Consider the following 11,072-nt stretch of genomic DNA (forward strand, 5'->3'; position numbering starts at 1 on the left):
CCGTGGGCACCGTCTCCGAATGGAGGCGGTGCCCACGGGCGTTTCCCTCCTCATGGAGGGGCTGTGCGGCTCCCGAACGGGTCGCTGGGGTCGCGGGATCACTCCCCGGTCTTGAACAGATGCATCCCCGGAACGGTGAGATCGCCACCGAACTGACCGGCCTGGGTGACCGTGACATCGGTGAAGAACACCTCGGGGATGTTCACCGGCGGCGGGCTCTTGGGGCTGAAGGTGATCGGGATGAGCCCCAGCAGGTTCCCCTTCAGCTCCTCGGTGTACATGGTCACCGTGCCGTTGCGAATGGTCGAGGTGGACCCCCCGCGCGCCTGCACGTGCGTGGTGGTCCCGGCCGGACCCACCACCAGCTGGTGGAGGTCCTTGATGTCCACGCCCGAGGCGGTGAACTTCAGGACCTTCTTGATCTGGCCCCCCTGCGTCTTGACCTCCACGATGCCCTTGTAGTCCAGGCCGTGCAGGCTCAGCATCGTGCTCTTGAGGGTCCAGGGGTCCTCGGGCAGCAGGCTCGAGGTCGGGTCCGTCTCGGCGTTCTCGTACGCGTCGGCGTCGAACTTCGGGCAGGGGAACGCCTCCTTGCCGTCCGCGTCCTTCGAGGCGGACGCGGAGGGCCCCGGAAGCGCCTTGTCCGCCTTGTCCTTGGCGTCGTCGACGGTCTTGCCCACCCCGTCCACGGTGTCCTTGACGCCCTTGCCCACCTTGTCCACCGTGTCCTTGACCGGATCGGTGAGCTTGTCGGAGGACTTGGACGGGGACGGCGACGAGCTGGGCTCGGCGCTGGAGGACGGGCTCGGCGAGGTGCTCGGCTCGGCCGAGTCGTCCCCGCTCTTCTCGTCGGGCGTGAGGACGTCGTGGAGCGTGTCCCCGAGGCCCAGCGGGTCCAGCGGGTTCTTGGACTTGGAGGGGCTCGGCGAGGCCGAGGGCTCCTTCGACTCCTTCTCGTCCTCGGAGCCGGACGACGGAGCGGAGGAGGAACTGGACGGAGACGGCGTGGGAGCGGCCTTGTCGTCCCGGGAACCGGTCCGGCCGCCCGAGGACTCCTCAGAGCCCTTGGAGTCGTCCTTGGAGCCCTTCTCGGACGAACCCTTGGAGTCCTTGGCGTCCTTGGAGTCCTTGTCCTCGCCCTGGGCCTCCTTGCCACCCTTGGCGTCGTCCTTGTCCGCCTCGTCCGGCTGCGACACACACGGGCCGGGCTTGTAGCGGTCCTCGGGCCGGGGGTTGGCCGAGGCGAGCTGCGGAGTGAGCCCCATGCCCATCAGCACGGCCGTCGGCATGGCGGCCAGCGCTATGGCCTTGCCGGCGGGCACCTGAAGGCGGGTGAGTACCGACTTCTTCGGTGCCGCGTGCCGTGGGCCGGTTCTGACCCGGCGCGGGCTCACTCCCTCCGGCTGCTCGGGTCGGTCTTCACCCCGCACGGTGCCTCCCATTCCTGGCTTCCTGGTCCGACGCGGACCCGGCCCCGGCCGGCTCCGGCACGCTGTCACCGTTCCCGTCGTCCTCCGACGCGTTTCCCGGCCCCGCGGCCGGCTGCGCGGAGGGATTCTCCCCGGGTGCCCAGGAGATGCTCATGCCGCCGCCGAACAGCGCGAGCAGGAATCCCATCAGGAAGCCGCCGAAGTTCGAGACGGGGATCGACACCAGACCGAGCAGGATGGTGGCGACTCCGGCGAACACCCGCACCATGGGCTGGAACCACATGGTCAGGCCCAGGACCACCAACAACACCCCGATGATCAGCGAGGCCGATCCGGCGGTGGTGGACATGTTGATGGTGAATCCACCGGCGTTGAGGTCGTTGTACGGGAAGTACATGATCGGTACGCCCGCCAGCAGGCTCAACAGCCCGGCCCAGAACGGGCGCTGCCAGCGCCATGCCCTGAAGGACCCCCGCCAACGGCTGATACGGTCACTCGCCCCCGGCGACTCGGCACTCATTGAAAACAGCTCCCTGGGGCTGGCGATCGGTGTGATCGCGGTTGTTCTACAGCGGTACTAGCCTGGCGCATACCCGCTGCGGGTCGATGCCCGGGTGAGGGGCAGCACCGCGGCCCCCCACCCTTGGCTCAGCTGATCAGAAGCACTCGTTCTTGCCCTTGCTGACCTTCATCGAAAGGCCGGAGAGCTTGAACGTGCCCGCGCTGGTCGCCCAGGCGGTCTGCTTCACACCGGTCAGCGTGGCGGAATCGGACTGCTGGCCGAACGAGCCGGGATCGGCCACGTCGCCCTTGTTGATTCCGGGACCCTTATGGGCGTCACCCGCCGCGACACCGATGTCGATCCCACGGAACGTGGCGTCCGCGTTGAGCTGATCCAGATCGATGAAGAGGTTCTTGGCCTCAACCTGCTTGCTGCCGTTGCCGGCCGTCAGCTTCAGCGACACATCGCCGAAGACCGGAACCGGGATCACGACGGACTGGCACAGGCCCTTGAGCTTCGCGCTCTTGAACGCCGACACCGCTACGGGGATCTTCTTGCCCCCGTGCTGGGTGTCAAGCGCGCCGTACTGCGCGAACCCGGTGCCGTCGAGCCGGTCGACCGAAACCTTGAACTGCTGACCGGACACGTTGAACGAGGCCGCGAGCGCACCCTGGGACAGGGCGACGCCGATCGCGGCCGTGGCAGCAACGCTCGGCACCATGACAACGGCGAACCGCTTCCATCTGGTGCCGCCACGAGCCACGGACTCCATGACTTTCCTCCTTCTCGGACGTACATCTCCGGCCGGGGCGGGGCCCCGGACCTGGGATGGGAGAAGTGCTACGTCCTCGGGAAGGAGAGCGCCCACGTCTCACAGGCGCACACCGCACCCGAAACACCGGCGATCACCCCCGAGCGACAACCACTGGCCACGCAATCTCGCGCAACCTCCTGGACAGGCCCTGCCTTGTGGGCAGAGACCCCCCTGTCCACGGCCGGCGCCACTGCCGCCGACCTGCCCGGTGGGGACCCAACCACACCGACGCGCCGACCGGATGCCGAGCTACGGGGGGATGGACCGAGCTTGGCCGATCGTGGTCCATTCCCGGCCTGGGCACAAGGGGTTCGTTACTAGCGAGTAACGGACGGATAACCGAACTGCGGCAGGACGGTCGAGATCGGCCACACAGGGTTGCCGGACAGTGACCGGAAAGAGAGGGAGATTTACTCCAAGACCGGACAAAGCCGGGGCTCGCATTTACTGGCAGTAACAGCGACCGCGTTTACCAAGTTTTAGTAAAGAGCGGTCGCTGTGTTGTTTGAGGAGCCGGAGGTCAGAACAGCACCCGCGCCAACGCGCCGCGCGCCGCCACCACTCGGGGGTCCTCACCGCCGATCACATCGAACAGACTCAGGAGATGAACCCGGGCCGCGTCCCGGTCCTCCCCCGCCGTGCGGCGCACCGCGTCCACCAACCGGCCGAAGGCGTCCTCCACATGACCGCCCACCAGGTCGAGGTCGGCCGCCGCGATCTGGGCCCTGACATCCGCCGGGCCCTCCGCGGCCGCCTTGCGCACCTGCGTGGCGTCCGCTCCCTGGACGCGCTCCAGCAACTGGGCCTGGGCCAGGCCCAGCTTGGCCTCGCCGTTGGCGGGGTCGTCGGCGAGCAGACCCTGGTACGCCCGCACCGCGCCGCCCAGGTCACCGGCGTCCAGCGCCTGGTGGGCCGCGGCGAGCGCGAGGTCCTGCGGCGACTCGGGGACCTCCGGCACGTCCTCCTCGGCGGCCTCGTCCTGGGCGCCGGGTTCAACCGGTGTGCCCACGATGCCGAACTGCTGCTCCGCCGCCTGGATCAGCTGGTCCAGCACCTGGCGGATCTGCGCCTCGGGCGCGGCGCCCTGGAAGAGCGGCACCGGCTGGCCCGCGATCACCGCGAAGACCGCGGGGATGCCCTGCACGCCGAACTGCTGGAAGAGCATCTGGTTGGCGTCGACGTCGATCTTCGCGAGGACGAACTGCCCCGCGTACTCCGTGGCCAGCCGCTCCAGGACGGGGCCGAGCTGCTTGCACGGCTCGCACCACTCGGCCCAGAAGTCGATGACGACCGGCACTTCGGTGGAGCGCTGCAGGACGTCCTGCTGAAAACCCGCCTCGTCGACATTGAAGATCAGACGGCCGGGCGCGGGGGCGCCCCCGGTGCGGGCCGTCTCGGCCCGCGCCCGCTCCGCCTTCTGCTTCGCTTCTCCGGCCGCCTTCACCGCGGCGAGGTCGACCGCTCCACTCATGGACATGTTCCGTGGCTGCATGGTCCCATCCTCCCCTCTTCGCGCGGTGAAGGGAAAAGCGCATCAGCCGATGGACCGGCCGTGGCACGCCCTTACGCTACGAGTCGTAGCGTAACTCACCCGGGACGATGCGCGGTACTGGCGGGTAGGGTGCCGCGCATGAGCCCGTCCGCACGCCGCACCGGGCGCCCGCGCAGCGCCGAGGCCGACCGCGCCATCCTGGGCGCCACGCGTGCCGCCCTGGTGGAACTGGGCTGGGCGAAGCTGACCCTGGGCGATGTGGCGGCCCGTGCCGGAGTCGCCAAGACGACCCTCTACCGCCGCTGGGCGAGCAAGTGCGAGCTGGTGGTGGACGCGGTCGCGGCGGTCTTCGACGAACACCTGGAAGCGGGCGACCACGGCAGTCTGCACGCCGATGTGGAGGCCGCGGTGATCCGGCTGGGGGCGCTGCTGGAGCGCCCCGAGACGGGCACCGCGCTGATGGCCGTCCTCGCCGAGGCCACGCACGACGAGTCGCTGCGGTGCCGGGTGCGCTCGGCGATCGTGGACCGGCAGAAGCGGCTGGTGACGATCGGCCGGGAGCGCGCCCGGCTCCGTGGTGAGCTGCCGCGCGAGGAGGACCCGGAGGCGTCGGCCCGCAACGCGGACCTGATCTTCGACGCGGTCGCCGGGACGGTGCTCCACCGGCTGATGGTCAGCGCGGAGCCGGTGGACCCGCGCTGGGCCCGGGACTTCACGGATCTGCTGCTGTACGGGATGACCGGGGCGGACGCCGGTGGCGCGGCGGCCGCCGGACCCGCCCCGGACGGGGCTCAGAAGCCGGCCGGCTCCGTGTAGACGCCCCACTCGTCGCGGAGGGCGTCGCAGACCTCGCCGAGTGTCGCCTCGGCGCGCACCGCGGCCAGCATCGGCTCGATCATGTTGGACCCCTCGCGGGCGGCGGCGACCATCGCCCGGAGCCCCTTGGTGATCTCGGCCTCGTCACGCCCGGCCTTGCGGCCGCCCAGCGCCCGCACCTGCTCGCGCTCGACCTCGTGGCTGACCCGCAGGATCTCCAGATCGCCGGTGACCGAGCCCTCGTGGCAGTTGACGCCGACGACCTTCTTGTCGCCCTTCTCCAGGGCCCGCTGGTAGCGGAAGGCGGATTCGGCGATCTCGCCGGTGAACCAGCCGTCCTCGATGCCCTGGAGGATGCCGGCGGTGATCGGCCACCGGGGCTCCTGCCCGCCCGGCACCGTGCGGCGGCCGCGCTCCTTGATCCGCTCGAAGATCTTCTCGGCGTCGGCCTCGATCCGGTCGGTCAGCGCCTCGATGTACCAGGAACCGCCCAGCGGATCGGCCACATTGACCACCCCGGTCTCCTCCATCAGCACCTGCTGGGTGCGCAGGGCGATCTCGGCGGCCTGCTCGCTGGGCAGCGCGAGGGTCTCGTCCAGGGCGTTGGTGTGCAGCGAGTTGGTGCCGCCGAGGACGGCGGCGAGGGCCTCCACGGCGGTCCGCACCACGTTGTTGTACGGCTGCTGGGCGGTGAGCGAGACCCCGGCGGTCTGGGTGTGGAACCGCAGCCACTGCGCCTTCTCGGTGGTCGCCCCGTAGACGTCGCGCATCCAGCGGGCCCAGATCCGGCGGGCGGCGCGGAACTTGGCGATCTCCTCGAAGAAGTCGACATGCGCGTCGAAGAAGAAGGACAGGCCGGGCGCGAAGGTGTCGACGTCAAGGCCCCGGGAGAGACCCAGCTCCACATAGCCGAAGCCGTCGGCGAGGGTGTACGCGAGCTCCTGCGCCGCCGTCGCCCCGGCCTCGCGGATGTGGTAGCCGGAGACGGACAGCGGCTTGTACGCGGGGATGCCCTCGGAGCAGTACTCCATCAGGTCGCCGATCAGCTTCAGATGCGGCTCCGGCGGGAAGAGCCACTCCTTCTGGGCGATGTACTCCTTGAAGATGTCCGTCTGGAGCGTGCCGTTCAGCCGTGCGATGTCCACGCCCTGGCGCTCGGCCGCGACCAGGTACATACAGAAGACGGGGACGGCCGGACCGCTGATGGTCATCGAGGTGGTGACGTCGCCGAGCGGGATGTCCTTGAAGAGGATCTCCATGTCGGCGGCGGAGTCGATGGCGACACCGCAGTGGCCGACCTCGCCGAGCGAGCGCGGGTCGTCGGAGTCGCGACCCATCAGCGTGGGCATGTCGAAGGCGACCGAGAGCCCGCCGCCGCCCGCCTCGAGGATCATCTTGTAGCGCTCGTTGGTCTGCTCGGCATTGCCGAACCCGGCGAACTGGCGGATGGTCCAGGACCGGCCCCGGTACCCGGTGGCGTAGAGGCCACGGGTGAAGGGGAACTCCCCGGGCCAGCCGATCCGCTCGAACCCCTCCACGGAGTCGCCCGGGGCGGGTCCGTAGACTGGCTCGACGGGGTCACCCGACAACGTGCTGCGCGTCCAATCCCTTGGGGGCTTCGCCCCCAAACCCCCGGCGGCATCGCGCTTGCGTGCCGCGTCGTACCGGGCCTGCCACCGTCGGCGGCCCGCGTCAATGCCTTCGGCGTCCATGCTTCAAAAGTACTTGGACGTCCTACTAATTGTCGACGCGAAACTCACCACACTCAGCCGAATGGGGGCATCCCGCTCCCCTTCCGTGCGCCTCGTCCGATCCCGGACGGGACGCGCGGAAGGGCCACAAACCGCTGGTCAGACCCGCGCGGGCGCGGGCTCCGCGCCGCTGACCAGCGGCTCCACCTCATGGGTCACCTTGCGCTCGACGAAGAACGCGGCCGTCGGGATGGTGCCCGCCACCAGGACCCACAGCAGCTTGCCGAACGGCCACTTGGCCTTGGAGCCGAGGTCGAAGGCGAAGACCAGGTAGACGATGTAGAGCACGCCGTGGATCTGGGAGACCACGAGCGTGAGGTCCTCGCCCGTGTCGAAGCCGTACTTGAACACCATGCAGGTGCAGAGCACGAGCAGCATCACTGCGGTGATGTAGGCCATGACCCGGTAGCGGGTCAGCACGCTGCGTTTCATGCCCTGAGCGTAACCGCCCGTTCCGGGGCGATCTTCGCCGCCCCCGGTCCGCGGCGGCCGCCCCCCGAGCCCCGCGTCAGTCGTCCTCGAGGCGCTGCTCAGTCGTCCTCGAAGTCCTCCGCGGCGACCCGCAGCGGGCGCAGCATCTCAAAGAGCCTGCCGCAGTCCTCGGCGTCGTAGGCCCCGAGCCCGAACTCCATCGCCATCAGATCACGGCTGGCCGACTCGACCACCTCACGGCCCCGGTCGGTGATCGAGGCCAGGGTGCCGCGGCCGTCGTTGGGGTTCGGCCGCTTGTCGACCAGACCCGATTTGACCAGGCGGTCCACCGTATTGGTGACCGAGGTCGGGTGGACCATCAGCCGCTCGCCGATCTTGGACATCGGCAGCTCACCGGCCTTGGAGAAGGTGAGCAGCACCAGCGCCTCATAGCGGGCGAAGGTCAGTCCGTAGGGTCTGACGACCGCGTCGACCTGGCTGAGCAGGATCTGGTGGGCCCGCATGATCGAGGTGATCGCGGCCATCGAGGGCACGGACCCCCACCGCTGCTTCCAGAGCTCATCGGCGCGGGCGATGGGGTCGAACGACAGGCTGAGCGGCTTCGGCACACCACCGACCCTACCGGCCGGTCATATCGTGGTCAGCCCTATCTCACACTTCGGGCCGGACGAGCCCTTCAGACCGTACGCCGCACCTCCAGCGCCACCAGCAGCGAGCACAGCGCCCCGCAGCCGCCCGCGGTCGCGGCCACCACATGGACCGGTACGAACTCGGCGACCGCGCCCGAGACCGCCATGCCGAGACCCTGCGCGGTCATCAGCCCGGCCGTCATCACCGTCATCGCCCGGCCGCGCAGCTCATCGGGGACGGCGGCGAAGAACCACTGGTCGAGGCCGAGGCTGTAGGCGATACCGCAGCCGGTCAGCACCTGGAGGGCCAGCGCCCAGCCGAACGACGGACGGACGGCGTACCCCAGGGCGGGCAGCATCGCCACGACGCCGACCGGCAGCGTCAGCCGGGCCCGAGCGCGCGGTCCCAGCAGCGAGCCCACCAGCGCCTCGCTCGCGACCGCGCCCACCGGCATCCCGCACATCAGCAGCCCAAGACCCACCGAGCCGAGACCCAGCCCATCGGAGTACGGCGTCAGCAGGACCTCGGGCATCACCACGAACATCGGCGGCACCCACGACAGCAGCATCAGCGCCCGGATCCGGCGGTCGGCGAACAGCCGCCGGACCCCGCTCAGCGAGTCCCCGAGCAGGGGGCATCTCCCAGCGGTAGCTGGGGGAGCCCCGCCCCCGGTCAGCTGCCGCGCCGGGCGGCGGCGGGTGCCGAAGCGGAGCACCAGCGCCGAGCCGACGAGCGCCGCCGCGGTGAGCGCCAGCGCGGCCCGCGGCGAGACGGCGGCCAGCAGCAGCCCGCCGACGCCGAACCCGGCGAGCTGCGCGGTCTGGGCGGTGATCCGGATGACCGAGCGGCCCAGTACGAAGGGGTCGCCCTCGCCGAGGATGTCGCCGAGCGTCGCCGACCGGGTGCCGCTGAACACCGGGGAGATCGCGGCGGGCACACAGCGCAGCGCGAGCAGCGCCGCCACCGGCATCCCCGGCACCACCATGGCGGCCACGCACGCGGCGTGCACCAGATCGCAGACCACCAGCACCCGGCGGGCCGGGAAGCGGTCGGCGACGGAGGAGAGCAGGGCGCCGCCGATCACGTACGGCAGCATCGAGGTGGCGAACGTCAGGGCGCTCAGCAGCGGCGATCCGGTGAGCCGGAAGACCAGGACGGACAGCGCCAGCTGGCCGACCACCTCGCCGAGCATGGAGACCAGGTGCGCGGCGAAAACGGCCCGGAACTCACCGACCGCGAACACCGCGCGGTAGCCAACGCTCCCCGGGCCCCGCGGCGGCCCCTCGTCGGCGCCGGGCGCGAGCTCGGGTCGGGAGGCGGGCGCGTCGGTGCGCGGCTCGAGGGGGTCCGTGGTGCCGGGCCCGGAGGGCGTTGCCATGCCGGAAGCGTGCCCGTACGGGCGGGGCGGGCTCTAGTGTTTCGGACTGAGCCGAATCCTGTCTCGGACTGAGCCGAATCTTCGGGCCCGGGGGTGCCGCCATGCCACTGCATATGCAGTTCGGTGCCGATGATCTGCTGCGCTGCCGGTTCGCCATCTCGCCGCTGTGCCAGACCCATGAGGCGGTGCGCACGCTGCGCCGGACCGAGCGGCACGGCTATCACCTGCCGTGGCTGCGGCGGGTACGGGAGGCGATGGCCGGGCTCGATCTGTCGGAGCTGTGGCTGCTGATGCCGGGGCGCGGCTACACCCCGGACTTCCTGGGCCCGCCGCCGGAGGTGCCGTACGCGCCGTTCGAGGACGAGCTGGCGCGGATGCGGGCCACGGACCCCGCCGTCGCCCGCCGTGAGCTGGCCCTGTCCCTGGAGTGCACGCCGGGGGCGGCCGGCTCCGCGCGGGGCCGGGCGATGCTGGACGATCCGGCGCGGGCCGTCCAGCGGCTGGCGGATGTGACCGAACGGGCCTGGCGGGCCCTGGTGGCACCGGACTGGCCCCGGCTGCGGGCGTTACTGGAGACCGATATCGCCCATCGCTCACGGCAGCTGGCCGAGGGCGGCCTGGAGCGGCTGTTCGCGGATCTGCGCCCGGCGCTGCGCTGGACCGACTCCACGCTCACCATCCGCAACTCCGTGGTGCCCGCCCAGACGCAGGACCTCGACGGCCGCGGGGTGCTGCTGATGCCCAGCGTCTTCGTCTGGCCGGATGTGGTCAGCGGCTTCGCCCCGCCGTGGCAGCCCACGGTGATCTATCCGGCGCGCGGGGTCGGCGGGCTGTGGCGGGAGCCGGACGCGGTCACGGCGGACGCGCTCGTACGGCTCCTGGGGGCCAGCCGGGCCGCGATCCTCTCCGGTCTGGAGGAGCCCGCGTCCACCACGGCCCTGGCCGCCCGGCACCGCCTGGCGCCCTCGTCGGTCTCGGCGCATCTGGCGGTGCTGCGCGCCGCCGGGCTGCTCAGCTCGCGCCGCCAGGGCCATCAGGTGCTGTACGAACGCACCCCGCTGGGCATGGCCCTGGTGGGCGGGGGCTGAGGCCGCCCGCCCGCACCGGGGTCAGTCGGAGAGGTGACGCTCGACCGTCTCGACCTTGGAGGTCAGACCGTCCGTGACCCCCGGGCGGATATCGGCCTTGAGGACCACCGAGACCCGGGGCGCCCGCGCCTCCACCACCGCGACAGCACGCTTGACGACGTCCATGACCTCGTCCCACTCGCCCTCGATCGAGGTGAACATCGCGTCCGTACGGTTCGGCAGCCCCGACTCGCGGACCACCCGCACCGCGTCGGCCACGTACTCCCCCACGTCCTCGCCGACGCCCAGCGGCGTCACCGAAAAGGCGACGATCATGCGTTGACCACGCCCTCCTTACGGGCGCGGGCCGCGATCACCCCGGCCTCGGTCTCCCGCTTGAGCTTGCGCTCGGCGAAGAAGCCGCCGGTGGGCAGGACGGAGAGGACGAAGTACAGGGCCGCGGTCTGCCACTTCCACTTGGCGCGGTTCCAGGCGTCCGCCCAGAAGACCACGTAGAGGATGAAGAGCACGCCGTGCACCATGCCCATCACCGGCACCGCGTTGAAGTCCGTGGTGCGCTTGAGCACCGAGCAGATGAGCAGCAGCAGGAACGACACGGCCTCGGGCGCGGAGACCAGGCGGAGCCGGCGCAGCGCGGTGGCGGTCTTGAAGTCCACGAGAGCACCTTCGTGTGAAGAGAGAAGACGGGAGAGCACAGACCAGCTTGTGAAGGAATGCACAAGCTTTCGCCCATTGTCGC

The 11,072-nt window shown here is 70.5% G+C and carries 12 protein-coding genes; 2 read left to right on the plus strand and 10 right to left on the minus strand.

The annotated features are described in order from the left end of the window. Positions 1 to 98 precede the first annotated feature (98 nt). The 4 genes from J2Z30_RS09805 to J2Z30_RS09820 all read right to left on the minus strand — a co-directional run bounded on the left by J2Z30_RS09805 (position 99) and on the right by J2Z30_RS09820 (position 4,238). On the minus strand, positions 99 to 1,442 hold the full coding sequence (locus J2Z30_RS09805; RefSeq protein WP_044569833.1) for a hypothetical protein: 1,344 nt from the start codon (positions 1,440 to 1,442) through the stop codon (positions 99 to 101). Beyond that, positions 1,420 to 1,950: a DUF6114 domain-containing protein gene (locus J2Z30_RS09810; protein WP_044569836.1), complete on the minus strand. Its 531-nt coding sequence runs from the start codon at positions 1,948 to 1,950 to the stop codon at positions 1,420 to 1,422. The genes J2Z30_RS09805 and J2Z30_RS09810 overlap by 23 nt, the downstream gene beginning before the upstream one ends. A gap of 136 nt (positions 1,951 to 2,086) precedes the next feature. Continuing rightward, complete coding sequence (locus tag J2Z30_RS09815; protein ID WP_020868364.1) at positions 2,087 to 2,704, minus strand: DUF6230 family protein; 618 nt, start codon at positions 2,702 to 2,704, stop codon at positions 2,087 to 2,089. A gap of 562 nt (positions 2,705 to 3,266) precedes the next feature. Next, entirely contained in the window at positions 3,267 to 4,238 is a 972-nt protein-coding gene (locus tag J2Z30_RS09820; RefSeq protein ID WP_044569838.1) for a tetratricopeptide repeat protein, read from the minus strand. A gap of 138 nt (positions 4,239 to 4,376) precedes the next feature. Between J2Z30_RS09820 and J2Z30_RS09825 the strand changes: the two genes are divergently transcribed. Beyond that, positions 4,377 to 5,054, plus strand: a complete 678-nt coding sequence (locus tag J2Z30_RS09825) for a TetR/AcrR family transcriptional regulator (protein ID WP_044569840.1) — start codon at positions 4,377 to 4,379, stop codon at positions 5,052 to 5,054. Here J2Z30_RS09825 and icmA read toward each other — a convergent pair. The 4 genes from icmA to J2Z30_RS09845 form a co-directional block, all read right to left on the minus strand. After that, positions 5,030 to 6,766 (minus strand): coenzyme B12-dependent isobutyryl-CoA mutase large subunit, encoded by a 1,737-nt coding sequence (gene icmA / locus J2Z30_RS09830; RefSeq protein ID WP_044569842.1) that lies wholly within the window; start codon positions 6,764 to 6,766, stop codon positions 5,030 to 5,032. The two genes, J2Z30_RS09825 and icmA, sit on opposite strands and share 25 nt — an antisense overlap. A gap of 138 nt (positions 6,767 to 6,904) precedes the next feature. Continuing rightward, positions 6,905 to 7,237 (minus strand): DUF3817 domain-containing protein, encoded by a 333-nt coding sequence (locus tag J2Z30_RS09835; protein WP_078956635.1) that lies wholly within the window; start codon positions 7,235 to 7,237, stop codon positions 6,905 to 6,907. Positions 7,238 to 7,335: 98 nt separating this feature from the next. After that, entirely contained in the window at positions 7,336 to 7,845 is a 510-nt protein-coding gene (locus J2Z30_RS09840; protein ID WP_044569846.1) for a MarR family winged helix-turn-helix transcriptional regulator, read from the minus strand. Between the two features lie 68 nt (positions 7,846 to 7,913). After that, on the minus strand, positions 7,914 to 9,245 hold the full coding sequence (locus tag J2Z30_RS09845) for an MFS transporter (protein WP_044569847.1): 1,332 nt from the start codon (positions 9,243 to 9,245) through the stop codon (positions 7,914 to 7,916). Positions 9,246 to 9,346: 101 nt separating this feature from the next. On the opposite strand from J2Z30_RS09845, the gene J2Z30_RS09850 reads away from it, so the two are divergent. Next, on the plus strand, positions 9,347 to 10,333 hold the full coding sequence (locus tag J2Z30_RS09850) for an ArsR/SmtB family transcription factor (protein ID WP_044569849.1): 987 nt from the start codon (positions 9,347 to 9,349) through the stop codon (positions 10,331 to 10,333). Positions 10,334 to 10,354: 21 nt separating this feature from the next. On the opposite strand, the gene J2Z30_RS09855 is transcribed toward J2Z30_RS09850, so the two are convergent. Together J2Z30_RS09855 and J2Z30_RS09860 are read right to left on the minus strand one after the other, a co-directional pair. After that, the gene (locus J2Z30_RS09855) at positions 10,355 to 10,648 is read right to left on the minus strand and encodes an MTH1187 family thiamine-binding protein (protein WP_020868372.1); all 294 of its coding nucleotides are present in this window, start codon (positions 10,646 to 10,648) and stop codon (positions 10,355 to 10,357) included. After that, positions 10,645 to 10,989 (minus strand): DUF3817 domain-containing protein, encoded by a 345-nt coding sequence (locus J2Z30_RS09860; RefSeq protein ID WP_020868373.1) that lies wholly within the window; start codon positions 10,987 to 10,989, stop codon positions 10,645 to 10,647. The genes J2Z30_RS09855 and J2Z30_RS09860 overlap by 4 nt, the downstream gene beginning before the upstream one ends. Between the last annotated feature and the right edge of the window lie 83 nt (positions 10,990 to 11,072).

Source organism: Streptomyces iranensis, assembly GCF_017874715.1.
GTDB classification, from domain to species: Bacteria; Actinomycetota; Actinomycetes; order Streptomycetales; family Streptomycetaceae; genus Streptomyces; species Streptomyces iranensis.

Excerpts from the sequence above, each read along its gene's own strand:
- J2Z30_RS09855 (WP_020868372.1), bottom strand. The coding sequence starts at position 10,648 with ATGATCGTCGCCTTTTCGGTGACGCCGCTGGGCGTCGGCGAGGACGTG.
- J2Z30_RS09825 (WP_044569840.1), top strand. The coding sequence starts at position 4,377 with ATGAGCCCGTCCGCACGCCGCACCGGGCGCCCGCGCAGCGCCGAGGCC.
- J2Z30_RS09850 (WP_044569849.1), top strand. The coding sequence starts at position 9,347 with ATGCCACTGCATATGCAGTTCGGTGCCGATGATCTGCTGCGCTGCCGG.
- J2Z30_RS09845 (WP_044569847.1), bottom strand. The coding sequence starts at position 9,245 with ATGGCAACGCCCTCCGGGCCCGGCACCACGGACCCCCTCGAGCCGCGC.
- J2Z30_RS09815 (WP_020868364.1), bottom strand. The coding sequence starts at position 2,704 with ATGGAGTCCGTGGCTCGTGGCGGCACCAGATGGAAGCGGTTCGCCGTT.
- J2Z30_RS09820 (WP_044569838.1), bottom strand. The coding sequence starts at position 4,238 with ATGCAGCCACGGAACATGTCCATGAGTGGAGCGGTCGACCTCGCCGCG.
- J2Z30_RS09805 (WP_044569833.1), bottom strand. The coding sequence starts at position 1,442 with ATGGGAGGCACCGTGCGGGGTGAAGACCGACCCGAGCAGCCGGAGGGA.
- J2Z30_RS09835 (WP_078956635.1), bottom strand. The coding sequence starts at position 7,237 with ATGAAACGCAGCGTGCTGACCCGCTACCGGGTCATGGCCTACATCACC.
- J2Z30_RS09810 (WP_044569836.1), bottom strand. The coding sequence starts at position 1,950 with ATGAGTGCCGAGTCGCCGGGGGCGAGTGACCGTATCAGCCGTTGGCGG.
- icmA (WP_044569842.1), bottom strand. The coding sequence starts at position 6,766 with ATGGACGCCGAAGGCATTGACGCGGGCCGCCGACGGTGGCAGGCCCGG.